This window comes from Gardnerella sp. CCPDSM (assembly GCF_056754715.1).
In genome coordinates this window covers 105,799-131,238 of record NZ_JBQEQO010000005.1, presented here as the reverse complement: position 1 = coordinate 131,238, position 25,440 = coordinate 105,799, and the positions used below count along the sequence as shown (strand labels likewise).

The following is a 25,440-nucleotide window of genomic DNA, read 5'->3' as shown; positions in this document are numbered from 1 at the left end:
CTCACCACTATTTAAGGAAGGACGACCACCGTGCAACAGACACAGAGCAAAGAATTAAACGCAAATGTGCTGATAACCACAGGGGAAAGGTCAATTCGCCGCGTGCTAGTTTCAGTTTTTCATAAAGAAGGACTTGAAATACTAGCAAACGCGTTTATTAAAGCTGGTACTGAAGTAGTGTCAACTGGTTCTACTGCTTCTAAATTAGCCGAGCTTGGTGTTAATGTTACTGAAGTTTCTACGGTTACTGGCTTCCCAGAAAGCCTAGATGGTAGAGTAAAAACTTTAGATCCGCATATTCATGCAGGAATTTTGGCAGATATGAATAATGCTGATCATGTAAAGCAGCTTGAAAACCTTAATATAAAGCCGTTCGATGCTGTGGTTGTTAATTTGTACCCATTTGTTGACACGGTTATGAGTGGTGCTGATAGTGACGCCATTATTGAGAAAATTGATATTGGCGGCCCTTCTATGATTAGGGCTGCTGCAAAAAACCATAAGTCTGTTGCTGTTATTACAGATCCTGCAGACTACCAGCTTCTTGCAGACCGTGTTTCTTCCGGCGAAGGATTTAGCTTAGAAGAGCGCGAATATCTTGCTGCTAAAGCATTCGAGCACACTGCTTCTTATGATGCTGCAATCTCTCAGTGGACTCAAAAAGCGTGGCCAAAGCCAGAAAGCCTTAACGCAAAAGATGTTGAAAACGAGTCTGAAAAAGCTGAAGCTGTGTTGCTTCCGGCAGAATATACGCGCACTTGGCATTTGGAGCATGAACTTCGCTATGGCGAAAATCCTCATCAGCAGGCTGGATTGTACGTTGACCCATTGCATAAGGGAGGGCTCGCTCAAGCTGAGCTTCTTGGCGGAAAGCCAATGAGCTACAACAATTATGTGGATGCGGATGCTGCTTGGCGTGCAGTTTGGGATTTTGCTCCACAAATTGCTGTTGCTGTTTGCAAGCATAATAATCCATGCGGTTTGGCAATTGGAGCAACGGCGGCTGAAGCTCATAAAAAGGCTCACGCTTGCGATCCTGTAAGCGCTTACGGTGGCGTGATTGCTGCAAACACTACGGTGACTTTGGAAATGGCAGAAAGCGTGCGACCAATTTTCACCGAAGTTATTGTTGCTCCAGACTATGAGCCTGAAGCTTTGGAATTGCTTCGCACAAAGAAGAAGAATCTTCGTATTTTGAAGGTTGCAACTCCTCCTGTTTTGGATTTGCAAGTGCATCCTATTGACGGTGGTGCGTTAGTGCAGTCGGCAGATAAGATTGACGCTTTTGGTGACAATCCTGAAAATTGGACTCTTGTTTCCGGGGATCCTGCTGATGCTAACACGTTACGTGATTTGCAATTCGCATGGCGTTCGCTTCGTTGCGTAAAATCTAACGCTATTTTGCTTGCGCACGATAATGCTACTGTTGGCATTGGCATGGGTCAGGTAAATCGCGTGGATTCTTGCCATTTGGCTGTTGAACGCGCTAATACTTTGGCAGATGGCGTTGAGCGTGCTAAGGGAGCTGTTGCAGCTTCGGACGCGTTCTTCCCATTTGCTGACGGCCCTCAAATTCTTATTGAAGCGGGCGTTAGCGCAATCGTTCAGCCTGGCGGTTCTATTCGCGACGAGGAAGTGTTCGAAGCTGCACGTTCTGCCGGCGTAACAATGTACGTAACCGGCACTCGCCACTTCTTCCACTAAATCTGCGTAAATTCGTAAATTTGCGAAATAAGTAAAATAATTAAATCATAAAGCACTTATGTCTCTTTCCCGAGATGTAAGTGCTTTTGTTTTATACTCTTACTATTTTGGGGTATAGGCCAAAAAGTGTGTAAAGCTAAGCTGATGGATATGCTGTGGAATAAGCTACACCCAAACACCGTTACTAACTCAGTCAACGAACTGAGAAAATAACGCTGACTCTCACCGCAGCAGATGCAAACGCCGGAGAAAAAACTCCCGGCAAATGTTCCAAAAAAACGGCCAACGCTCGCGCTATAAGCGCTCACTGCTGAGCTTGCACGGAAAGTCCACTGGACTTTCCGACTGAGCAAGCTCACGCTCCGAGTTGCTTTCGCGCGCTAAATCGCAGCGCTCAAGCAGATCGTCGCGCAAACGCGAGAAAAACTCCCGCAAATGTTCCACAAAACGTCAAGGCAGACTAGCAGAGACCATGACGCAGAACGCGTACTGCACCAGTGTCCGATAATCGACTACCAGAGACCATGACGCAGAACACCATCTGCACCAGTGTCTCAAAACAAGCTAAATGAGACACTAACGCAGTAAGCGTACTGCACCAGTGTCAGAAGAATGGCCAGTGCGCTAAATCGCAGCGCGAGATTTTAGGGATTAAGCCTTTTCTGAATTTGTGGCTGGGGGGGGGGGTGGGTAGTCTGGTAGAAGGTGCTATGTTGCGCTGATTTTGTGCAGCGTTGTGCTCTAGTTTAAATTCATTGAGAGCTATAAGAAGGTGCATATGATGAATAAAAAGTTTATAGCAACATTTGCTGCTGCAGCGATGTTGTGTTGCGTATGCAACGCTGGCGTTGCAGTGGCAGATGATAATACGTCTTTCCAGACGACTATCACACAATTGGTATCTAAATCGGATAATCATATCGATGCGTTAAAAGAGATTGTTAATGAGCAGGATGATGCTGAGCTGAAGCAAGATTTTGCTAGAGTACTGCCTTATACTGGTTCTGAAAATAAACAAAAAATTCAGAATGCTGTTAAAGTGATTGAAAAGTTTGAGAGAGATCTTGCTGCTGCAGGAGATAATCCTGATCAGGCTACGCTTAAAACGTTGCAAACTGAATATTATGCCGCGCAAAGTGCTGGGGATAATATTTTCACTGGCACCAACCACAATCGTCCAATGGCTGGGTTCCACGCACAATCTGATCCATTTACAGGTTATTCTGATTATTCTCGTTGGCTTGAAGAAGCTATGTCTTATGGGAAAGTTAGTGATGCCAATGCGGAAATCTTGAAACTTACAGGAATAAAAGCAAAGATTGCTGATCTTGCAAAGTCGATAAAGCTTCCTTATAAAAGCGATCCACAAAGTATTGATGATGACTATGACCGTCAATTTATGCGCGAAGAATTAGAGTTTTGGCATGATGGTGCGGCAGATGATACTAATTCTAAATATGTGGCTGCTAAATTAAAGTATTGGCGCAAACAAGTACAGATGTTTAAGAACTGGTTGAAAGATAAAGTTGCTAAATCAGCTCGCGGACTTGCTACTGATATGGAATATGACTTGGAATATAGAATATATCAGCTTAAATCCAAAGCCGGAGCAGCACTGAGTCTTCATGACGGCGAAGAGTATCTGAAGCAACAATTGCAAAAATACCATAATCTAGAAGATGCTTTCAGACATAATGTTACGGAATATAACGGCTTTGGTATAACACAGGATCAAAGTAGCACGCCGACTAAAGATCCTAACTTTGATTATGATGCTTATGAAAAGCTTGGACAACAAATTGAAGTTTTGAAACACAGCTCGGCTTATGAAGAGTTTTTCTCTAAATACCGTAATGTTGATAAAAATAAAGATAAAATGAGTCCTGAGGCTCGCGAACAGTATTTAGTAGATTACAAAAAGCACATGGACATTCAGAAGAATATATGTAAGTTAGAAGCGCAACGGGACGTTTTGGGTAGGTATCCAGAAGATTATAAGCTTACTGCCGATTCATATAAAGCGCGACCGGGTGCTATTTCTTACGCATACTTGCACTTGAAGTTTAAGAAGTATGTGCAACATCTACTTGACCAAGGAACAGATCTTAAACAATGGCTTAAGGATAATTACAAGGATTATCGTGCCATATTTAAGGAGCGCAAGAAAGAGTTTGGTGATGTATACAACGTACATAGAGATTCAGAGAAATACCCGAAGTATTTGGAATCGTACTTTAAGCAGCATCGTTATGAGTTTATTAGGGACTTGTTTGCTTCACGAGAATATAAAAAGTATGTGAAAGATGCGTTGAAAAACCATAAGACGTATGCAGAGATGATTCAGGATACTGAAGATTCCCTTAGGAACCTTAACAACGATGACATTGACGAGTTTAATATGCGTCAGCGTATTGATTTTATTAAGCATCTACAGGAATACGGCAATGATGATGAAGCTGCTGAGATGCTTGATACGGACGACTTGGTTTTGACTCCTGAACAGAAGTCGAGCGAAAGTGTTGCTCCAGTTGATTATAATAATAATTCGTTTGATAATTTTGGCTATAATTATAATAGAAAGAAGCAACACAACACTAATCCTGGTGGCGGTTCCGGTAACACTAATCCTGGCGGTGGCTCCGGTAATAATACTGGCAACACTAATCCTGGTGGTGGCTCCGGAAATAATACTGATAACACTAATCCTGGCGGTGGCTCCGGCAATGATCCTGACGGTAATAATCCTGAAGGAGGCAATCCTGGAGGCGGTTCCAACGGTGGTTCTGCCGGCGGCCCTACGAAGGATTCTGGCGATGATTCTGATGATTTCAACATCGACGATTTGAATTTGGACGATTTGAATTTGGATGATTTGAATTTGGATGATTTGAATCTTGATAATTTGAATAGCAAGCATACTCAGCCTGATAATTCTCAGTCAAAGAAGAATAAGTCTGATAATCCTCAGATCAACAATACTGATGTTGATGATTTCAACATCGATGATTTCAACATCGACGACTTCGATTTGGACGATTTAGATTTGAGTGATTTGGATTTGAGCAATTTCTATAATGATAATACTCAGTCCAATAATGCTAAGCCTAAGAAGAATAAGTCGGAAAATCCTCAGACCAACAATACCAATGTTGATGATTTCGATTTAGATGATTTCAACATCGATGATTTCAACATCGACGACTTCGATTTGGACGATTTTGATTTGGATGACTTGGATTTGAGTGACTTGGATTTGAGTGATTTCTAGAGCGATAATCCTCAGGCCAATAATGCTGAGTCTAAATAAACTGAGCTTGGCTATACCAAGGTTGTAGAAACTAAGTAATTATGTTCTTGCTGCTGTTGCGAATGTAGCAAGTGCATAAAACATGTAGGCGGTGTGGAGCGTATCCTCACCGCCTACTTAGTTATAGAGCTATAGCGTTGTAGTAATTGCCTTTGTGAGCTATAAGGTATAAACCAAGCCTCAACCCAAGCCAAGCCTCAAAACAAACCTAAACACCGTTACTAACTCAGTTAACTGACTGAGAAAGTAACGGTAATTGGCAAAACACTGTTAAAAACTCAGTCAACGAACTGAGAAAATAACGGTAATTGGCAAAACACTGTTAAAAACTCAGTCAGCGAACTGAGAAAATAACGGTAATTGGCAAAACACTGTTAATATCTCAGCTAGCAAACTGAGCTAGTAACACTCAAGCATTCGTACAATCCTTGCTTCAATGCTCTAGCAACTAAAGAAATAGCCCACATTCGATATAACATAATCTACTACCGTAAGGGTTATGGGCTTATTTTTTACACACTTTTTGTCCGGGTATCTAATGCGCAGAAAACAGATTCGATTACCGAAAAACACTTGTGTTGCAAGTCCTAAGACATGATTTCTTACACACTTTTTGTCCTATAACCCTAAAACTGTATAAACTATGTAAAACTGTATGAAACTGTATAAAACGACTTGTGTTTTATTATTGCGAGTTATGTATTATACAAGTATGACAGATAGCGAGCAGCAAGATAATAGCAATAAAACAGAGCATCCGTATGTGTCGGAAAAGACTGAAGGAAATCCTTACGCTGAGTGGATTGTGGGGATTATTGTTGCAATAAGCGCAGTACTGGCTTTTATTGGATACGCAATGGCCGCCACAGTTGTTATTTCTGCGACGGCCATCATGCTTGGAATTATGCGATTAATAATGCGTCAGCGTAGTTTATGGAAGGTTCGTTCTGTGAGTTTTGACGCTTTTATAAGCATTGCTCTTGGAATCGGCTTACTTGTAGAGTACGCTTCAATCGCATTTTTACTGTAAAAAATAATGTAGCAAACAATTGCATTTATTGCTTTTACTACTTTTATTGCAACTGTTTGCTACATTTATTACTATTTATTACTATTTTTTACTACTATTTATAATCTTCTTGGAAATTACTTAAGTTAGTAGCATCGCCCTGCAAATTATTAGCATTATTTGCTTGACTAAACGCAAAATTATATGAATTGTCACCATAATTTTGAGTTTCTACTGGAGTTTCTACTGGAGTTGCGATTGGATTCGCGACTTGAGTTTCTACCATAGCATTAGCAGCATTTTTTGCATGAGCGTAACCTGATTTGTTATGCTCAGAATTCGCAGAAGCTGTAAGTAATTTAGTGAGCAAAGTTACAAAACCAACAAGTGCCGCCGCAAAAATTGGAGCAATCCAGAAAGCCCACAATTGCGTATAAGGCTTAACTGCCAAATCGCGAGTAATCGTAAAAACAGCAATACCAGTGGATCTTGCAGGATTTAAGCCAGCTCCCGTAATTTGATAAGTCATAAAGGTTCCTGCAGCGTATGCAAGACCCATGCTAACTGCGTAATTGCTACGAGTTTTGCCATTATCCTTGGTTTGGCTAATTGCAGTAGCGATTATAAGTGCTGCTGCAATAACTTCAACAACAAAAGCAGTAATAATACCGAAGGAAGCATTCACAGTTTTTAACTGGCTCGCAGAAATAGAGCCATCTTCAAAACCGTTTACTACTGGCGCAAACCAATTAGCATCCTTAACTATTTGAGTTTGTGGCAAAATAAAAACGAACAACCCTGCAGCTGCGATTGCGCCAAGAACTTGCGCAACAATATAGCATAAGCCAGCAAGGTATGAAGTGCGTCCAGTAAGCATAGAAGCAACAGTTACTGCAGGATTAAGATGACCTCCAGAAATCTTAGACGCAATAATTGTTGCGGCAGCATAAGCAACTCCTGTGCTGATGGCAATCATCAAAACATTAATGCCATACATTGCTGTTGATAACGAATAAAGAGTATAAATAGCGAACATAGCAAACAAAGTTGCAACAAACTCTGTGACAACTCTAATAACAAGTGGAGATTGAGATTTTGATTGCGCAGAAGAGGTTTCTGGTACTTGAATCATAACTTTCCTTACTGTAGTTTGCGTTGCAAATGGTTGTTGCAACATAATAAAACCTATGTTATAGTAACACGGCTATGCCATACGGTAGCATAGAAAAACGTGGTATTTTTCTAATTTGTTACAATTTGCATAAATAACCACAAAATATACAAGTTTATAAATATAGAATTGCTTGCATTTAAACAGCTTAATTTGTATTTTTGAGCGAATAATCGCTTGCAATTCATGAGGTCACGTTGGGAGAACGATGCCAAACGCATATTCCCGCGCCGATCAGGCGCATTCATATGACAACAACGCCATTCGACTGCAGAAGCTACTTGCGGAAGCGGGATTTGGTTCAAGACGCAAATGTGAGGAAATTATTCTTGACGGGCGTGTTGAAGTAGACGACGAATTGGTTACAACACTTGGTACTAGAGTAGATCCAAAGCGCCAAAAAGTGCGCGTTGACGGATCTCGAGTAAAGTTCAACACAAAGCTCGTAACGCTAGCATTGCACAAGCCTAAGCGAGTGTTAAGCGCAATGGATGATCCAAAAGGTCGCTTTACTTTGCGAGACATTGTTGGCGACAAGTACGAGCGAATCTTCCACATGGGACGCTTGGATTACGATTCAGAAGGTCTTATTTTAATGACCAACGATGGCGAGCTAAGCCAGCATGTGATGCACCCAAAGTATGAGGTTGAAAAAACCTATATTGCAACTGTTGAAGGAAAAATCAACGGCATGGTTTGCCGCCGCTTGGTTTCTCAAGGCGTAAATCTTGAAGACGGTTGGATTAAACTCGACCGTTGCGCAATAATCGACCAAAATCACGACACAACTATGGTAAAAGTCGTTCTGCACTCTGGTAAAAACCGTATTGTTCGCCGAATTTTTGGTGCTGTAGGATACCCGGTAAAGCGACTAGTTCGCACGCAAATCGGCCCTATTAAATTAGGGGACTTAAAAGCTGGATCTTACCGTGTGCTTTCTCAAACAGAAGTGCGCTCGCTTTCTAAGGAGGTTGGCCTGTGATTTGTGTAGCAATTGATGGACCAGCAGGAGTAGGCAAGTCTTCTACTTCTCGAGCTTTAGCGCAATACTACGGTTTTGCGTATCTTGATACGGGTGCAATGTATCGTGCTGCTGCATGGTGGTGCATGCAAAAAGGCATCGACTTAAGTACTCAGCTTTCTTTAGATGATGAAGGTCAGCCTGTAAACGATGCTGATAGCGAACGTTTTAACCAAATTGTTGAAGCTGTTGGCGCTCTGTTTACTGAAGATCACGTAACTTTTAGTGTTGATCCAAAAAATCCTGTAGTAGTAATCGACGGTGAAGATATTAGCGAAGAGTTGCGTTCCAGCGAAGTTTCTTCTCACGTATCTACTGTTTCTTCAATTCCTGCAGTTCGCCGCATGCTTATTGCAGCTCAACGCGCATATATTTCTGCCGAATCTGCGGATGATTCTTTCTCTAAAGGTGAGGGAATTGTTGCGGAAGGCCGCGATATTACTACTGTTGTGGCTCCTAATGCTCAAGTTCGAGTGCTGCTTACCGCGCGTGAAGAAGTGCGTCAAGCTCGCAGAAACAAGCAGGAGACTAAGCAAGAAAGTTTGCAAAATAATGAATCTTCCGCAGAAGACGATATTCGTGCTCGCGACGCTAAAGATGCGAAAGTTACGAGTTTTCTATCTGCTGCAGACGGCGTAACTACGCTCGATAATTCAGATTTAACGTTTGAGCAGACGCTTGACGCGCTTGTTGAAATTGTTGATGACGCTATTGAGCAGGATGAGTACGACCGTTACGCTGCAAATCTTGAAGGCTACAATCTTGACGATGAAGATCGCGCTCTTCTTAGCGGAGATTTTGCACAACTGGACGAGAAAAAAGATTCTAAAGCTGTTGGCGTAATCGCTGTAATTGGTAGACCAAACGTTGGAAAATCAACTCTTGTAAACCGTATTTTGGGTCATCGTGTAGCTGTTGTAGAAGACACTCCTGGCGTTACGAGAGACCGCGTAAGCTACGACGCTGAATGGGCTGGAACCAATTTTAAGCTGGTAGATACCGGTGGTTGGGAAGCTGACGTTGAAGGCATTGATTCTTCTATTGCTCAGCAAGCTCAGGTGGCTGTACGTTTAAGCGATGCCGTGATTTTCCTAGTAGATGGTCAAGTTGGTTTAACAGCCACAGACGAGCGAATTGTTTCAATGCTTCGAGCTGCTGGAAAACCTATTACTTTGGCTGTGAACAAGGTTGACGACGCTAGAAGCGAATATTTGACTGCAGAGTTTTGGAAGCTTGGCATGGGTGAGCCTTACGGAATTTCTGCAATGCACGGCAGAGGCGTTGGAGACTTACTTGACGCAGCTCTTGCATCTTTAAAGAAAGCGAATAAAACTTCAGGATTCTTAACTCCAGACGGTCTTCGTAGAGTTGCTTTAGTAGGCAGGCCAAACGTTGGTAAGTCTTCTCTTTTGAACCATTTGGCTCACGAGGAGCGTGCTGTTGTAAACGACTTGGCAGGAACTACTCGTGACCCTGTTGATGAAGTTGTGCGAGTTGATGGCGAAGACTGGCTTTTTATTGACACTGCTGGTATTAAGCGCAGGCCGCATAAGCTTACTGGTGCTGAATACTATTCTTCTCTTCGAACTCAAGCTGCTATTGAGCGTTCTGAACTTGCTTTGATTCTTTTCGATTCTTCTCAGCCTATTGCAGAGCAGGATTTGAAAGTTATGAGCCAAGCAGTTGACGCTGGTCGCGCAATCGTACTTGTGTTTAACAAGTGGGATTTAATGGACGAATTTTCCAGGCAGCGCATGGAAAGATTGTGGAAGACTGAGTTTGAGCGTGTTACTTGGGCTGAGCGCGTGAATCTTTCTGCAAAAACAGGATGGCATACGAACCGACTTTCTCGCGCTATGAGAACAGCTTTAGATAGTTGGGATAAGCGTATTCCTACAGGCAAGCTCAACGCTTTCTTAGGACGTATTCAGTCTGCTCATCCGCATCCTTTGCGAGGCGGAAAGCAAGCGCGAATTTTGTTCGCAACTCAAGCTTCTACTAAGCCTCCGCGTTTCGTAATTTTTGCAACTGGATTCTTAGAGCACGGATACCGTCGCTTTATTGAGCGATCTCTTCGCGAAGAGTTTGGATTCGAGGGAACTCCTATTCAAATTTCCGTAAAAGTACGAGATAAAAAGAAGCGCAAGTAAAGCGAAAGTAAATCTCAACTAAGTCTCAACTAAAGCGAAACTAAAGTCGCGAATAAAGTTAAGTAGGAGCGTATATGGCTGGATTAGGCGAGTTAGCTCTTGATTTGCATCATGCTACTGAAGATGAGATTTTTCAAGCATTTGTTGATTGGGTTAAAGATAACAAGCATGTGGACTTATGGCCGCATCAAGAAGAATCCATTATGGATCTGCTTGCAGGAGACCACGTTATTTTAAACACTCCAACAGGTTCTGGAAAATCTTTAGTAGCGCTAGGTATGCATTTTGCAGCACTCGCAACAGGCAGACGCTCCTACTATACTGCTCCAATCAAAGCGCTCGTATCCGAAAAATTCTTCGATTTAGTTGCGATTTTCGGGCGAGACAACGTCGGTATGATTACAGGCGATTCGCATATTAACGCAGATGCTCCAATAATCTGCTGCACTGCGGAAATTTTAGCAAACCAAGCTCTGCGTGAAGGTGCGAATGCTGAAGTTGACTGCGTTGCAATGGACGAATTCCACTACTACGGAGACCCAGAGCGCGGATGGGCTTGGCAAGTGCCGCTACTTACGCTTCCAAACACGCAATTCTTACTTATGAGCGCAACTCTTGGCGACGTAACAGATATTGCGCAGCGCTTAGAAAAATCAACAAAACGAAGCGTTGATATTATTGCTGACGCGCCTAGACCAATCCCACTCGAATACGAGTACACAGATAAGCCTCTTGCAGCAACCGTAGAACTCTTATTTAACAAGGGTTTAACGCCAATCTACGTAGTTCACTTTTCGCAAGACGCAGCCCTTGAAACCGCGCAAGCGCTCGCAAGCACGGGAGTTTCAAGCAAAGAACAGCGAGATAAAATCGCTCAAGCAATTAAGGGCACAAAGTTTACTACAGGCTTCGGCAAGATCTTGCAAAGGCTGTTGCGCACTGGTGTTGGAGTGCATCACGCTGGAATGCTTCCGCGCTACCGAAGGCTCGTCGAACAGCTGGCTCAACAAGGACTTCTGCCAGTTATTTGCGGCACGGACACGCTCGGAGTTGGCATTAACGTGCCAATTCACTCTGTTGTGCTTACAGCTCTTACAAAGTTTGATGGAAACCATAGCCGCAAGCTTCGCGCTCGCGAATTTCACCAAATTGCAGGCCGCGCAGGAAGAATGGGTTTCGACACTGAGGGCTTGGTTGTAGCTGAGGCTCCAGAGTTCGAGATTGAAAACGCGCGCGCTATTGCAAAAGCCGGAAACGACCCTAAAAAGCTTAAAAAAGTTAAGCGTAAAAAGGCTCCAGAAGGTTTTGTTGTGTGGGGTGAGCCAACGTTTACAAAGCTTATTGAAAGCGCTCCTGAAACTTTGAATCCACACATGGTTGTAACGCATTCGATGGTTTTGAACGAAGTTACACAAGGTGGGGATGCTCGCGCTCGAGTCGAAAAACTTATTGAAGATAGTGCGCAAAAGCCGCAAGATAAAGAGAAATTGCTTGAAAGATGCAACGATATTTTCCAAACGCTTCTTGACACTCAAGTGATTGAACGCATAGAGCGTGCGGATGGTTCTTGCGATTATGAGCTTGACGTTACAATGCCTGAAGGCTTTGCGCTAGATCAGCCGCTTTCTCCATTCTTACTTGCAGCTTTGGAACTTCTGGACCCAGAGTCTCAAAGTTACGCGCTTGACGTAATTTCTATGGTTGAAGCAACTCTAGACGACCCTAAGCCTGTTCTTCGCGCTCAAGAGCGTAAAGCTCGCGATGCTGCAATGGCTGGCATGAAGGATGATGGCGTTGACTACGAGGAGCGCATGGAGCGTTTAGCTGAAGTTAGCTACCCTAAACCTTTGGAAGATTTGCTAGCTCCTGCTTTTGCGCAATATCGTAAGGATGTGCCGTGGGCGAACGACTACTGGATTAAGCCAAAATCTGTGCTTCGAGACATGGTAGAAACAGCATCCGATTTTACCGGCTATATTTCGCGCTATGGAATTGCTAGAAGTGAAGGAACGCTTCTTCGCTACCTTTCGGACGCTTACCGTTCGCTTGCGCGCACTGTGCCGGAAGATATGCTTAACGAGGAATTGCGTGATATTATTTCGTGGCTTCGTCTTGTTGTGCGCTCGATTGATTCTAGTTTGGTTGATGAGTGGGAGAGTGCAGGTGGCTCGGATGCTGAAGCTAATGCTGTAACTATGGCGGCTCCTGGAACTTCCGAGTCTGTGGTTGAAGATCGCAGGGGACTTATTGTGCTTATTCGAAACGCAATGTTCCGCCGCGTGCAACTTATGGATTTGGAAGATGCGGATGCTTTAGGAGAGCTTGATAAAGCTTGGGGTTACGGCGTTCACGAGTGGAATGATGTGCTTGACGATTACTACGACGAGCATGAGTATGTTGGTATTGATGCAAAGGCTCGAAGCGGCGACTTGTTTATTCTTGACGATTCGCTAGAAAAAAGCGAGCACTCGTGGAAAGTTCGTCAGATTATTGACGATTCGGACGGCGACCATAATTGGGCTATTACCGGCATTGTTGATTTAGATACGACTCAAGACGAAGGCGAAGTTGTGTTCTTCGATTACCAAGTTTCGCACGTCTAGTGTTGTAAACTGTTGTAAACTTGCTTTGGTTGTAAGTTCACATCATAATCGAACGTTTGTTCTATACGTATTGTAAGCTGGTATTTATGGAGCAGGATTTATTTGCAGCAAGTAACGCACCTAGCGATGTAACGCGTCCGTTAGCTGTGCGCATGCGACCGAGCAGTATTGACGACGTGCTTGGGCAATCTCATGTTCTAAAAGACGGTTCGCCTTTGCGAAGGCTTGCAAATCCGCAATCGAAAGGCTCTCTTACTGCTCCAAGTTCTGTTGTGCTTTTTGGTCCTCCGGGAGTTGGAAAAACTACGCTTGCGTATATTGTTGCTCGCCAATCCGGCCGCGTATTTGAAGAGCTTTCTGCTGTAACGTCTGGCGTTAAGGATGTTCGCGCAGTGCTTGATCGCGCGCACGAACGTTTAGTGAGCAAAGGTCAAGAAACAGTACTTTTTATTGACGAAGTTCACCGTTTTTCTAAATCTCAGCAGGATGCTTTACTTCCAAGCGTAGAAAATCGCGACGTAACTTTTATTGGAGCTACAACCGAAAACCCAAGTTTTTCAATAATTAAGCCGCTTCTTAGCAGATCTGTAGTAGTAAAACTTGAGTCGCTTAGCGTAGAAGATTTACATACGCTTATAGAACGCGCTATTGCAAGCGAAAATGGTCTTAATAATCAGCTTAAAATTGACGACGACGCAGTAGATTCTATTATTCGCTTAAGCGGTGGAGACGCTCGTAAAACTCTTACTATTTTAGAGGCTGCAGCAGGAGCAATAACAGGAGATGCTGCTTTGCAGCACGGCAAAAAGAAGCCTGTTATTACTGCAGATATTGTGTCTAACGTAATGGATGCTACTACTGTTCGCTACGACAAAGATGGCGACGACCATTACGATGTGATTTCTGCTTTTATTAAATCGATGCGTGGAAGTGACGTTGACGCTTCCTTGCACTATCTAGCGAGAATGCTTAGAGCTGGGGAAGACCCGCGTTTTATTGCTAGGCGAATTATGATTGCTGCAGCCGAAGAAGTTGGTATGGCAGCTCCTCAAATTTTGCAAGTAACTGTTGCTGCAGCTCAAGCGGTTGCTTTAATTGGCATGCCGGAAGCGCGTATTATTCTTTCCGAAGCTGTGATTGCTGTAGCAACAGCTCCTAAGTCTAACGCGAGCTACAATGCTATTAATCAAGCACTCAAAGATGTTGATGCTGGAAATATTGGTCAAGTGCCTCTTCATTTGCGAAACGCTCCAACTGCTTTAATGAAAAGCTGGGGTAATCACGAAGGCTACCAGTATGCGCACGATTGCCCGGATGCTGTAGCATCCCAACAGTATATGCCAGACGAGCTTGTTGGTCGCGAATACTATCATCCATCGAATCGTGGCTACGAGCACGATCTCACTCAGCGCTTATCTCAAATCCGCGCCATTCTTCACAAATCTGACGACAATAATTAAAGTAAAAAATTAAAAGGCTTCTTACAATTCTAAGAAGCCTTTTATTACAGTATTACTATTTTTTTTAAGTTACTTTTATTCTCGCACAAGCATAATGTGGTCAACGTTGTCGAGTGGGGATACGCGGAACAGCACAAAGCGATTGCCGATTACTTGCACAACTTCGGCGCCAAGCTTTTGAGCAAGAGCTTCAGCTGCTTCCTTAGCGCTTAATCCGGAACCATCTTGCACAGCGCACTTCATAAGCTCGTGGTACTGCATGGTTTCGTCTGCCTGCTTCACAGCCGCATCAGTAATGTCGTTCTTGCCAACGTACAAAAGTGGGCTTAGCGTATTAGCAAGCGCGCGAAGCTGCTTCGTTTGCTTTTTCGTCAATGCCATAAGGCGTCCTTTCAAATGCAAGTCTAATTAAGTTCAATCAAACAAAAGTATTGCATGAATTACATAAATGCTTAACGGATTATACAGTATATTGCGAATTATTGCATATTAAAATTATTCCATATTAAAAAATAAGTACTTTAATATTAAAAATTAATCGCAATAATCGCGCTTATAACACAAACCGTAATCGCCAATAGCAGCACATCTCTCGCGCGCACTTTCATCGTGTGCAAGTGAGACCTTGTTGCTCCCGGCGTGTAGCAGCGAGTGTCAAGCGCTAAAGAAAGAGTTTCTGAGTGCCGAATAACGCCTGCAAAAGCAGGAATTATAAGCGACGACATTGCGCGAATTCTTTTGCTAATCGAGCCATCTCGTATGCTTCCGCCTCTAGCAGTTTGAGCGTGCGCAACTTCTACTGCCTCGTTGGAAAGAGTTGGCAAAAATCGCAATGCTAGGCTCATAATAAGCGATATTTCCTGCGTTGGTATTCCAATAGTTTTAAGCGGTGAAAGTAAAGATGTGCAAGCTTCAGTTAGCATTGTGGGGCTTATTGTTATAACTAATACTGCGCCAATAATAATTACAAGCGAGAATCGTGTGGCAAATAGTATTGCGCAATGAATGCCGTCCTGCGTTATAATAATTGGCCCAAGTTTACAAAGTATTGTGCCTGTGCGAACGGCAAGAATATTTAGTAATCCGGAGAAAGTGAATACTGCGATAAGCATATGCAATGAAGATACAAGTTTTATAAATCGTATTTTTGCGGCAAGTATTAGTGAAAATGTTGCGAAAGCAAGAATAGCTAACTGCGCGTAGTGATTAATGCTAAAAGCGCTTAGCATAAGCATAAAGCAGGAGAGAAGCGTTATTCTAGGGTCAAAAGATGCAAGTAGCGAGCTTGCTTTTTCTTTCGTAATCGTTTCTTGCGTAATCGTTTCTTGCGCAAGTTTTTCGTGCTTACTTTTTTCTTGCGCTGATTTCTTTTTATCTTCTAAACTTTCATTATTCTTTGCTTTTAGTGTTACTAATCTTGCTCCTAAAGATTTTGCTTCTTGAAGATTATGCGTAATCATAACTATTGTTACGCCTTGATTATTAAGCTTGCGAAGAATTTCTAGAATACGCGACGATGCTTCAAAATCCAATCCTGCTGTTGGCTCATCAAGAACAATAACGCGCGGCTTACAAGCAAGAACGCCTGCTATTGCAACAAGACGCTGCTGTCCTCCAGAAAGCAAAAAAGGCGATTTTTCAGCCAAATCTTCAATATTGAGCATTTTTAACGTTTCGTCTACGCGCTCTTTAAGTGCGTCTGCGCTTATCCCAAAATTTTTCGGACCATAAGCAACATCATCTCGTACAGTTTCTGCAAAAAGCTGCTGCTCGGGAAGTTGCATAACGTATCCAATAGTTTCGCGAAGTTTTTGACGATTCTTTTTAGAAGATTTCGCGCTAACAGGTATTTTTTCTACGCTTATTGATCCAGATTTTGCTTTCAACAGTCCGCACAAAGCTTTAGCAAGAGTGGATTTTCCGCATCCGTTTTCTCCCATTATTGCAACGATTTCGCCCTTTTTTACTTCCAGCGAATAGTCGCTAATTGCATCCGGCAATTTATCGTCGTAGCTAACAGTTAAGTGCGATATTGAAATTGCTGTATTTGCGTCTTCGCTATTAGCTTTTTTTGAGAAATTCGGCTTTGAAAAATCTCCCTTCGAAAAATCCTGCTTCGAAAAATCTGCCTTAGAAAAATCCGGCTTAAAATTATCGAAATATGATTCCAGCTTTTCTAAACTAATTTCGCGAAGTACACCATCTTCTAAAAGAAGTATTCGATCTGCACGCTTGCATTCGTCAAATCTGTGCGTAATTTGCACAATACTCGTGCCGTTTTTATGCAAATTTCCAAATAATTCATCAACATCTTCTAAAGCTTTAGAATCCAGCATAGAAGTTGGTTCGTCTAGCACAAGTAGCTTTGATTGCATTGCAATTGATCCTGCTAAAGCAACTCGCTGCATTTGCCCGCCGCTCATAAGACTAGGATCAGATAATCGATGTTTTTCCATGTGAACAGCTTTTAAAGCATTATCTATAAGTTTTCGCATTTTATGCTGTTCGACGTTTAAATTTTCCAGCCCAAAAGCAACATCATCTTCAGTAACAGTGGTCACAATCTGATCTTCTGGGCTTTGAAACAGAGCGCCAATAAACTTTCGCGCGTTTCTGTAAGCATCAGCATAAGCAGTAGTATTCTCAAAAACTTTTTCGCCGCACAACTTAACGTAACCGCTATCTGGGGCGGCTAGTCCTGCAATAATTTTCGCTAGAGTGGATTTTCCGCATCCGTTTGTGCCAACAATTGCCACGCGCTCACCAGAGTAAATTGTAAGACTCAGATTATTAAGCGTCCAAGTTTTTCCACCGTCGTAGCTAAAGCAAATATTGCGCAGTTCTACTGGCGTATTTTCGCTAACAGTGCATGTTACTGTTTCTTTGAGATTGCTACTGCTTGTGCTTTTATTTTGCATAATTTATGCCGTTTAGAAGATTTACTTGCTTTGGTGAAGTAGTTTAGAAATTGGCTTGTAAACAATTATCGTAACTACAACGTGAATCGCAAGTTTAACAATATTAAACGGGAGTAATGCCGGAATAATAAGAGCCGCAACTTGCGAAACAGTCATGTGAGCGTAAAGCGGCGTAATAACAAGATTTCCTGCTATTGCGAGCGCAATCGCAACAATTGAGCCAGCTATAAGGCTAATTATCGCGCCTTTTTTGGTATGCATTTTTTTGTATACGATTGCTGCTGTAACGCTAGCTCCTAAAGAAACTAGCACTGCCATAACTGTGCCGAGTGGGTTTGTAAACAAGTGCGGCGCGAATCCTAGTATGCTTACGATTGCTGCAGCTGCAGGCCCGTATGCGAATCCTGCAACTAGGCACACGATTCCTGAAGGATCGTATTTTAGGAATGAAAAGTCTGGAATAAGTGGGAATTCTATAAAACTTACGGCCATTGAAAGTGCTACAAATAGCGCATATTTTGCTATTTTTTCGCTTGACCAGCGCGCGTTTGAAGAGTTGATTTTATGACTATTCGTATTAGAAATGCCCATGACGGGTCTCCGTTTCTTCCATCCGGACTGTAACCGTTGGCTTCGGAATTTAACCGAATCAGCAGCCTAAGCTGCTCGCGGGCTTCAAAAAACGCGTAAAATACGTTTTTTGTTACCGCCAGTAAGGATTTTCACCTTCCCTGAAACTACTATTCTTTTGTATCTCATGCTAGGAACATTGTTTAGAAAATAGTGTGGCGAGGGTAAGTGCAAGAATACAAGTATGAGCAATATGGGAACGAATAAAATTGTTAATGGCAAAGCTAATAGCGTAAATAAAAGTATTGATAAGCTTGCTATTGTTGTAGTCACTTATAAGCGTCAGGAACTTTTGGATAATTTGTTCCATTCTTTTGAATGTTTGAACGAATGCCCTTGGCGAATTGTTGTTGTTGACAATGAGTGCAGCGATAAGACTCGTGAAATGGTTTCGCGTCTTGAATCTGATTTAACTAATCGTTGGGGCAAAGCAGAAAAAGACGATGAAGGAAATGAGTTGCACGTTGTTTACGCTCCTCAAGATGAAAATCTTGGTGGTGCTGGCGGTTTTAGTGCCGGAGTAAAGAAAGCTTATGAGCTTGGAGCTAAATGGTTCTGGGTTATGGATGATGATGTTGAGACGGTTCCTGAGTCTATTGAGCGTCTTTATCCTTGGACCAAGAGCCACGCTGTTATTCAAGGAAGCCGCTTAGATTATGACGGCGGTAAATTCTACTGGCAGTATGATTTTTTGGTTCCTCTTGGCATTCCAAATCCTATTGCTCCTGCAGCTTTTGGAAAAGCGGGATATCGTGTGATGAATACGATGTGCTTCGAAGGTGGTTTGATTCGTCGAGATATTGTTGAAAAAATTGGTTTCCCGGATTCGCGATACTTTATTTACTGGGATGATACTACTTACGGGTATCTTGCAAGTAAAGTGACGAATCCTATTGTTATTCCAGATATTATTCTTCGTCGAACTCGCGATATTCCAAACTGGGATATTGCAGGAGTTCGTCAGCTGAACTCAACTTCAGATATGAACCGTTACCATATTATGCTAAATCGTGGGTTTATGGCTCGCTACTTTATGGTTCATGGTGATTTTCGACCGTTTATGTTTGCGCTTGGAACTGCTTTAACTGCTGCTAAAGAGCTTATTCGCCTTCTTGCTGTTGATCGCGAGCATATTCTTTCTGGAATTGGTAAATTATTTACTGGCTGGCTTGATTCTAGAAAAATTTTGCATGATAGCATGTGGGAACCTATGCCACCTTTGAAGTAGAAGTTAAGCAGAAGCTGAGCAGAAATAAAGTAGAAGTTAGTAATCAGCAAGCGTGTCGCGCTAGATTTACGATAGAATACTTTTGAATATCCTGTTATCAGCACACATTCAGAGGGGAGTGTTAGTGAGATGATTGACACTGCACAAGCATTTGGCGTCGATATTGGTGGTTCTGGAATTAAGGCTGCTCCAGTAAATTTGGAAAAGGGCGAGTTTGCAGAACCTCGTTATAAGATTCTCACTCCTGCAGTTTCTACGCCTCAAGCGGTTGCGGATATTGTTCGTCAACAGCTTGAGCATTTTGAAGTTCCTGCAGATGTTCCTGTTGGAATTGCGTTCCCGGCTCCAATTAAGCCAGGCAAGAAGCTTGATTTTATGGCAAATCTTGACCAGTCTTGGATTGGTGTGGATGTTACTGAAGTTTTCAGTGAAGCTTGTGGTCGTCCTGTAACGGTTGTTAACGATGCTGACGCTGCAGGTTTAGCTGAGCAGAAATTCGGTGCCGCTAAAGACAAAGAAGGCTTAGTTATTGCAACTACGCTTGGAACTGGTATTGGTACTGCTTTGATTTACAATGGCGTACTTATTCCAAACACTGAGCTTGGTCATATTCAGCTCGAAAAAGGTAAGGGAGATGCTGAAAAGTATGCTGCTTCTTCCGTACGTGAAAAGCTTGATATGGGCTACAAGAAGTGGGCTAAGCGCTTAACTAAGTACTATGGTTTGATGGAAAAGTACTTCAACCCTGATTTGTTTGTTGTTGGTGGTGGAGTTAGCCGCGTAAGCGAAAAATTCCTTCCACATATTGATATTAAGACTCCTATTGTTGTTGCAACTTTGCATAATGAGGCTGGAATTATTGGTGCAGCTTATTACGCAATGCAAAAGCAAAATCAACAGGACTAAATATTAATAAAATACTATTTATTTGTTGTTGTTTTAAGCTGGGCGCAGATTTAATCTGTTGCCCAGCTTTTTTATGCCAAGTGTTAGTGTAGTGACGTGCGATTTTCTTCAAGAGTAGACGTAAGCGAGCCAAATCCTATTATTGTAGCGCAGCGAAAAGCTGTTGCTCAAGGCATAAAGCTTACTAAATTAAACGATTCTAATCCTACTGTTCACTCTCTTGCACCTAAATGTTTATCTGAACGTTATGCTGCAAATCCTAGAGGACCTATTGAATCTCGAAAACTGTTAGCAGACTTTATTAACAAGCGCGATAATCGCACTAATACTTCTGTTCCATCAACTCTTAATCCGGATCAGCTTTACGTACTTTCTTCAACATCTCAAGCTTACGCGTGGCTTATGATGCTTCTTTGTGATGCAGGAGATGCTGTTATTGGGCCAACTCCTGGATACCCGCTTATTGAGTCGATTGCGCGATTGCAGTGCGTGAACGCAATACCGTATCCTTTGCACTATGACGGTTCTTGGACTATTGATTTGCCTCGCGTAAAAGAGTTAATTGAAAATAAGTCTTTGCGCATTAAAGCGCTTGTGCTTATTAACCCGAATAATCCTACTGGCTCTTATGTAAAGAGTGAAGAGCGTAAAGAATTATTGCAATTATGCCATGATAATGACGTTGCGATTATTGCTGACGAAGTGTTCTACGACTATTATCTTGAACCTTTTGAAACAAACGCCAGGCTTGCTGGTGAATCCTCTACGCTTGTTTTTGCGTTGGACGGTTTTTCTAAAATGCTTGCAGCTCCTCACGCAAAAGTTGGTTGGATTGAAGTTTCAGGCCCTAAGGATGACGTTTACGAAGCTCAAAAAAGGCTTGACGTTATTGCAGACGACTTTTTGCCTATTGGAACAACTGTTTCTGAACGCATACCTGAGCTGTTAGAATACGCTTCTTCGCAAACTCAAAAGGTGCGTAACAGGGTTAGCGAAAATCTTAAAACTCTTCGTGAGATTTTAGCGTCTTGGCCTAATTGTTGCGTCACTGCTTTGCGCGCTGAAGGCGGTTGGAATATTTTATTGCGCGTGCCGTCTTGTATTGACGATGACGTTTTAGCATTAAAACTTATAGAAGATTACAGATTAGTTTCACAGCCTGGATACTATTTTGACATGCCTGCAAACGGGTATCTTGCGCTTTCCTTACTTCCTGAACCTAATCAGTTTGTTGATGGTGTAGAAAAATTATTGCGTACTGTAGATTCTTTACTTGCGTAACAATAGCTTGCGTAACAATAGCTTTCGTAACAATTGCCAGCAATTAGTCATACGCAATTTTGTTTTACATTAGCGTAAGCCAGAATCGAACCGTATACCACAAGTCTGGATTAAATCGAAGAGTGCTATCTTCACGACCTGTAACGAACCAGCTTAATGCTGCAATAATAATAGAAATCAGCAATAAAACTAAAATTACTGTGCGAAGTAAGTAAACAAAAGTTTTTTTGCGCAAAGAATCTTCTTTTTGAACTGTAGTATTTTCAAGAAGAAGCGTAATTCCAACAACCGCAACAATTGCAAAAGCCCAAGCAAAATCAGCAATATAACGCCATCCGATTCCAGCTTCCAAACTATCGAAAACAACAAGCACACTTCCTATTGTTAATGCTGTTAGGCAAGTGTGCCAAGCAATGCTTAAATGGCAACGTTTTCGCATAATAAAAGCGAATATTACGCCTAGTAAAGCAAGAGGGGAAAGCACAAACATTCCGCCAATCATAGGCTCAGCGTACTGCCATCTGTCAAAAGATACTGGCTGAATGCCAATCCAAGGGAAAGTTGGAATAAAACGCAAAGGCAACGCAATATAGCTAAAAATAGACGGCAAAATATTTTGCAATGGCAAACGCATAGTCGTCATATCAGTAATAGTGATTTGGTATTTGTTACCAAAGTTCAAAATTGAGCCAAAACGAAGGAAATTATATATTCCAAACGGAATAGCAGTAATTATGCAAGGAAGTATCCAAGACGCAACGTAGCGCAAAGGCTTACTCCAATAATTTTTGTTATTCCAATTATTAATAAGATTTTTAATATTAATTAAAGTATTAAGACCAGTATTAAAACAAATAACAGGTATTGCAAAAAGAACAGCTATAACAAACGTAGGTCGGCAGCCTAAGTTCAACGTAATAAAGAAAGAGCCGAGAATAATATTTCTTAAAGGATGCGCTTTTAAGGCTCCAAGGTAGAACCATACGCCAATTGATGTGAAGAAAAGCGAAGCTGCCATTGGAACAGAATAGAATGATGTTCTAAACCACAAATAAACAGTATTTGCGCTAATAAAGAACAGTGCTAAAGCAATTGATACTGTTCCTAACGAAACGCTTTTTTTAGTATTCTCAATAATTCGAATAACAAGTAAAGATCCTGAAATAAGAAAAGCAATCAGAAACACAAGAGTTGCAACAGTAGTTGGAAGCATTGCGCCTCCAGGAATCCAAATGCTAGTAATAACGCGGTAAGGTAAGAACAGTAATACTGCAGGAAGCACACCAAAATACGAATACCAGTGACCCTTGTAATATGCGTAATCCCAGTACATGTTGTGCACGTAACGGTTAAGAAGATTATTCCTAGCCATAGGATCATAAGGATTTTGCAATTGAGTTAATTCGTGAGGAACTGGAAGATTAAGATGCACTTGACCTTTTAGAAGAGCGTCAGCTGTGTGAGCGTACTGGTCGAAATCGTAAGTGTAATTTCCTGCGGTGTCAAAATGCATTGGCGTAGCGTTACGCAAATTCCAAATAATTGTTGCTACTCCAATAGCAATAAACGGCAGCCACGATAACGCAAGATACAAGCGCTGGCGTAAGCAACTAGTGTCTAATTTAATGCGCCAAAGCTTAGACCATGGATTCCATAAAGCTATAAGCATTGCAAAAACAACTAGAATCCCTACTCGTCCCCAAGACCAGCTAAAAGGCGCTCTAACATTCGCTCTAGCATCTTCAACATCAAGTACAGTTCCTAAAGGATGTTGCAGCCACACGCGCACAACGCAAGGTTGGCCGATTGCTTCATTCGGAAGTTTTAGTAAAGAAGCATATAATGCGCGAGGATTTGTGCTTTGAGGCTCGCTCATATACTGGTTTGCTTCAACTAGGACTCGAACGTCGTAAGTAATTTTATTATTCGCATTTGCTTTCTGCTTTTTAATATTTGCCGGTTGCAAGCGAATATAAGGAGATGTGCCGTCTGAATTTACTTCCAAGTATGCTTCGGAAGGGTCTGTTATAAGAAGACCGCCCGATTTTAGTCTTTTAACACCGCTTCCAAGAGTGTTATGAACAGATTCGCTATCGGTGCTGCCGGTAACACTATTCCAAAAAGGAAGATTTCCAATCGAGAATTCAAATAGCGTAATAGCAATCAAAATGATAATAGGAATACGCAAAAAATTTAATACGCGACGCATGCGACTACCTTTAGTGTCACTACTGCGATTGGTATCGTCACATAATTGCGACAAATCTTTAGACATACTCGTTGCGGTCACCACATAACCATTCTATTGCAAAGTTTCAATCAAATGTAACTTAGCTTATTCTTTCAGCTTGTTCATCTATCTTGTTCATTTAGTTAGCTTATTCTTCAGCAACCAAATCAAGATACTCGTCATTCCACAAATCTTCATCACCATCAGGCATAAGAAGAACGCGCTCAGGTTGCAAAGCTTCAACAGCACCCTCATCGTGCGTAACAAGCACAATCGCACCCTCATACTTGGCTATAGCTTTTAAAATCTCGTCACGAGACGCAGGATCCAAGTTGTTAGTAGGTTCGTCGAGAAGAAGCACGTTAGCTTGAGACGTAACAAGTGTTGCGAGCGCAAGACGCGTTTTTTCGCCGCCTGAAAGCACTTTGGCAGGTTTCATTGCGTCGTCGCCTGAAAACAGGAAGCTGCCGAGCATTGATCGAGCTTGAGTGTCGTCCAAATTTGGCGCAACGTGTTGAAGATTTTCAAGAACTGTAGCGTCTAAGTCCAAAGTGTCGTGTTCCTGAGCAAAATAGCCGATTTTGCATCCGTGACCGTATTCGACTTCGCCAGTATCTGCTGTTTCTTCTCCTGCTAGAATGCGCAAAGTTGTGGTTTTTCCGGCGCCGTTGTATCCCAAAATAACGACCCTAGAACCTTTGTCTATTGCGAGATTGATTCCAGCAAAAACAATATTAGAACCGTACGCTTTAGAAATATCTTTTGCCATAATTGGCGTGCGGCCGCATGGTGCTGGCTCTGGGAAGCGAATGTCTGCAACTTTTTCCTGTTTTTGAGCTTCGCTTGTTTCGCTAAGCAAACGTTCGGCTCTTCGCATCATGTTTTGAGCTGCTACTGCTTTTGTGGCTTTTGCGTGCAAGCGAATGCCTTGCTTCATAAGGCGTTCTGCTTTCTTTTCGGCAACTTCGCGCTCGCGGCGGCGGCGTTCTTCGTCCACTACTCGCTGATGCAAGTATGCTTTCCAACCCATTGAATACATGTCTATTTGAGCAAGTTGAGCGTCCAAATGCCAAACTTTATTAACTACTTCGTCAAGCAGTTCCGTTGAGTGGGAAATAACAAGGAATCCGCCTTCAAAGCGTTTCAAATAATTGCGCAACCAAATAATCGAGTCGGCGTCCAAATGGTTAGTAGGCTCGTCAAGAATAAGAGTGTCTGCGTCAGAAAACAGAATTCTTGCGAGTTCAATGCGCCTGCGCTGGCCGCCGGAAAGAGTGCCGAGAGTTTGTTGCATTACTTCTTGAGGTAACCCTAGGCTTGCTGCCATTGAGATTGCTTCAGATTGCACAGAGTAGCCGCCCGCTTTTTCAAAATCTTGCATAGCTTTGTCGTAGCGGTTCATTGCTTTAGTCATCACGTCCGGATCAGGGTCTGTCATTTCCTTTTCGGCCTTGCGAATCCTAGAGACAATAGAAGAAATATCGCGAGCGCTCATAATGCGATCGATAACGCTTTGTTCTGGGTCTGCTGCGTGAGTATCCTGCGGCAAATAACCCAAGCCGCCGCTTACTCTAACGGATCCTCCTGCTGGAAGCATATCTCCAGTAATAACTCGAGTAAGTGTTGTTTTGCCTGCGCCGTTTCTGCCAACTAAACCAATTTTGTCACCTTTAGTAACGTGAAAATCGGTAGGATTTAACAGCGTTCGCGCACCAATTTGAATGGTTAATGCTTGTGCGTCAATAGGCATAATTTGTAATCCGTTCCCCGAAAAAAGTAGGCTTATATTTTATGTGTACTAAGTAAGTATTAGCCAAACCAA

Annotated in this window: 16 protein-coding genes and 1 riboswitch; of the genes, 10 read left to right on the top strand and 6 right to left on the bottom strand. The window is 42.4% G+C overall.

All coding sequences use genetic code 11. The annotated features are described in order from the left end of the window. The first annotated feature begins 30 nt into the window (after window positions 1-30). From purH to ACTJLE_RS04425, 3 genes are all read left to right on the top strand, one after another. Window positions 31-1,704 carry a bifunctional phosphoribosylaminoimidazolecarboxamide formyltransferase/IMP cyclohydrolase gene (purH, locus tag ACTJLE_RS04435; protein WP_481267593.1) on the top strand — a complete coding sequence of 558 codons (1,674 nt, stop codon included), beginning with the start codon at window positions 31-33 and terminating at the stop codon, window positions 1,702-1,704. A 778-nt stretch (window positions 1,705-2,482) separates the two neighbouring features. Continuing rightward, entirely contained in the window at window positions 2,483-4,972 is a 2,490-nt protein-coding gene (locus ACTJLE_RS04430) for a hypothetical protein (RefSeq protein ID WP_481267592.1), read from the top strand. Window positions 4,973-5,723: 751 nt separating this feature from the next. Beyond that, complete coding sequence (locus tag ACTJLE_RS04425; protein ID WP_481267591.1) at window positions 5,724-6,041, top strand: DUF3017 domain-containing protein; 318 nt, start codon at window positions 5,724-5,726, stop codon at window positions 6,039-6,041. A 94-nt stretch (window positions 6,042-6,135) separates the two neighbouring features. Here the strand turns inward: ACTJLE_RS04425 and ACTJLE_RS04420 are convergent, their stop codons facing one another. Further along, window positions 6,136-7,152, bottom strand: a complete 1,017-nt coding sequence (locus ACTJLE_RS04420; protein WP_481267590.1) for an MIP/aquaporin family protein — start codon at window positions 7,150-7,152, stop codon at window positions 6,136-6,138. Window positions 7,153-7,399: 247 nt separating this feature from the next. On the opposite strand from ACTJLE_RS04420, the gene ACTJLE_RS04415 reads away from it, so the two are divergent. From ACTJLE_RS04415 to ACTJLE_RS04400, 4 genes are all read left to right on the top strand, one after another. Then, window positions 7,400-8,173 carry a pseudouridine synthase gene (locus tag ACTJLE_RS04415; protein WP_481267589.1) on the top strand — a complete coding sequence of 258 codons (774 nt, stop codon included), beginning with the start codon at window positions 7,400-7,402 and terminating at the stop codon, window positions 8,171-8,173. After that, complete coding sequence (gene der, locus ACTJLE_RS04410; RefSeq protein ID WP_481267588.1) at window positions 8,170-10,362, top strand: bifunctional cytidylate kinase/GTPase Der; 2,193 nt, start codon at window positions 8,170-8,172, stop codon at window positions 10,360-10,362. The genes ACTJLE_RS04415 and der overlap by 4 nt, the downstream gene beginning before the upstream one ends. Window positions 10,363-10,436: 74 nt before the next feature. Further along, the gene (locus tag ACTJLE_RS04405) at window positions 10,437-12,965 is read left to right on the top strand and encodes a DEAD/DEAH box helicase (protein ID WP_481267587.1); all 2,529 of its coding nucleotides are present in this window, start codon (window positions 10,437-10,439) and stop codon (window positions 12,963-12,965) included. Between the two features lie 86 nt (window positions 12,966-13,051). Next, a complete protein-coding gene (locus ACTJLE_RS04400) occupies window positions 13,052-14,425 on the top strand; it encodes a replication-associated recombination protein A (protein WP_481267586.1) in 1,374 nt (457 codons plus the stop codon). Window positions 14,426-14,500: 75 nt separating this feature from the next. Here ACTJLE_RS04400 and ACTJLE_RS04395 read toward each other — a convergent pair whose 3' ends face one another. The 3 genes from ACTJLE_RS04395 to ACTJLE_RS04385 all read right to left on the bottom strand — a co-directional run bounded on the left by ACTJLE_RS04395 (window position 14,501) and on the right by ACTJLE_RS04385 (window position 17,934). Then, a complete protein-coding gene (locus tag ACTJLE_RS04395) occupies window positions 14,501-14,806 on the bottom strand; it encodes a YhbY family RNA-binding protein (RefSeq protein WP_415700014.1) in 306 nt (101 codons plus the stop codon). Between the two features lie 146 nt (window positions 14,807-14,952). After that, complete coding sequence (locus ACTJLE_RS04390; protein ID WP_481267585.1) at window positions 14,953-17,343, bottom strand: energy-coupling factor transporter ATPase; 2,391 nt, start codon at window positions 17,341-17,343, stop codon at window positions 14,953-14,955. Window positions 17,344-17,364: 21 nt separating this feature from the next. Then, a complete protein-coding gene (locus ACTJLE_RS04385) occupies window positions 17,365-17,934 on the bottom strand; it encodes an ECF transporter S component (protein ID WP_481267584.1) in 570 nt (189 codons plus the stop codon). A 6-nt stretch (window positions 17,935-17,940) separates the two neighbouring features. Beyond that, window positions 17,941-18,086, bottom strand: a riboswitch (FMN riboswitch). Window positions 18,087-18,157: 71 nt separating this feature from the next. Here ACTJLE_RS04385 and ACTJLE_RS04380 point away from each other — a divergent pair. The 3 genes from ACTJLE_RS04380 to ACTJLE_RS04370 all read left to right on the top strand — a co-directional run bounded on the left by ACTJLE_RS04380 (window position 18,158) and on the right by ACTJLE_RS04370 (window position 21,388). Next, a complete protein-coding gene (locus ACTJLE_RS04380) occupies window positions 18,158-19,201 on the top strand; it encodes a glycosyltransferase (RefSeq protein WP_481267583.1) in 1,044 nt (347 codons plus the stop codon). Window positions 19,202-19,330: 129 nt separating this feature from the next. Continuing rightward, on the top strand, window positions 19,331-20,107 hold the full coding sequence (ppgK, locus tag ACTJLE_RS04375) for a polyphosphate--glucose phosphotransferase (protein ID WP_119487174.1): 777 nt from the start codon (window positions 19,331-19,333) through the stop codon (window positions 20,105-20,107). Window positions 20,108-20,203: 96 nt separating this feature from the next. Next, complete coding sequence (locus ACTJLE_RS04370; RefSeq protein WP_481267582.1) at window positions 20,204-21,388, top strand: pyridoxal phosphate-dependent aminotransferase; 1,185 nt, start codon at window positions 20,204-20,206, stop codon at window positions 21,386-21,388. A gap of 64 nt (window positions 21,389-21,452) precedes the next feature. On the opposite strand, the gene ACTJLE_RS04365 is transcribed toward ACTJLE_RS04370, so the two are convergent. Together ACTJLE_RS04365 and ACTJLE_RS04360 are read right to left on the bottom strand one after the other, a co-directional pair. Further along, window positions 21,453-23,663, bottom strand: a complete 2,211-nt coding sequence (locus tag ACTJLE_RS04365; protein WP_481267581.1) for a beta-carotene 15,15'-monooxygenase — start codon at window positions 23,661-23,663, stop codon at window positions 21,453-21,455. A 103-nt stretch (window positions 23,664-23,766) separates the two neighbouring features. After that, on the bottom strand, window positions 23,767-25,368 hold the full coding sequence (locus ACTJLE_RS04360) for an ABC-F family ATP-binding cassette domain-containing protein (protein ID WP_481267580.1): 1,602 nt from the start codon (window positions 25,366-25,368) through the stop codon (window positions 23,767-23,769). Window positions 25,369-25,440 lie beyond the last annotated feature (72 nt).

Coding starts and splice junctions, on each gene's coding strand:
- ACTJLE_RS04425 (WP_481267591.1), top strand. CDS start 5,724: ATGACAGATAGCGAGCAGCAAGATAATAGCAATAAAACAGAGCATCCG.
- ACTJLE_RS04405 (WP_481267587.1), top strand. CDS start 10,437: ATGGCTGGATTAGGCGAGTTAGCTCTTGATTTGCATCATGCTACTGAA.
- ACTJLE_RS04395 (WP_415700014.1), bottom strand. CDS start 14,806: ATGGCATTGACGAAAAAGCAAACGAAGCAGCTTCGCGCGCTTGCTAAT.
- ACTJLE_RS04420 (WP_481267590.1), bottom strand. CDS start 7,152: ATGATTCAAGTACCAGAAACCTCTTCTGCGCAATCAAAATCTCAATCT.
- ACTJLE_RS04400 (WP_481267586.1), top strand. CDS start 13,052: ATGGAGCAGGATTTATTTGCAGCAAGTAACGCACCTAGCGATGTAACG.
- ACTJLE_RS04365 (WP_481267581.1), bottom strand. CDS start 23,663: ATGTCTAAAGATTTGTCGCAATTATGTGACGATACCAATCGCAGTAGT.
- ACTJLE_RS04360 (WP_481267580.1), bottom strand. CDS start 25,368: ATGCCTATTGACGCACAAGCATTAACCATTCAAATTGGTGCGCGAACG.
- ACTJLE_RS04390 (WP_481267585.1), bottom strand. CDS start 17,343: ATGCAAAATAAAAGCACAAGCAGTAGCAATCTCAAAGAAACAGTAACA.
- ACTJLE_RS04415 (WP_481267589.1), top strand. CDS start 7,400: ATGCCAAACGCATATTCCCGCGCCGATCAGGCGCATTCATATGACAAC.
- ACTJLE_RS04385 (WP_481267584.1), bottom strand. CDS start 17,934: ATGGGCATTTCTAATACGAATAGTCATAAAATCAACTCTTCAAACGCG.
- ACTJLE_RS04380 (WP_481267583.1), top strand. CDS start 18,158: ATGAGCAATATGGGAACGAATAAAATTGTTAATGGCAAAGCTAATAGC.
- ACTJLE_RS04430 (WP_481267592.1), top strand. CDS start 2,483: ATGATGAATAAAAAGTTTATAGCAACATTTGCTGCTGCAGCGATGTTG.
- ppgK (WP_119487174.1), top strand. CDS start 19,331: ATGATTGACACTGCACAAGCATTTGGCGTCGATATTGGTGGTTCTGGA.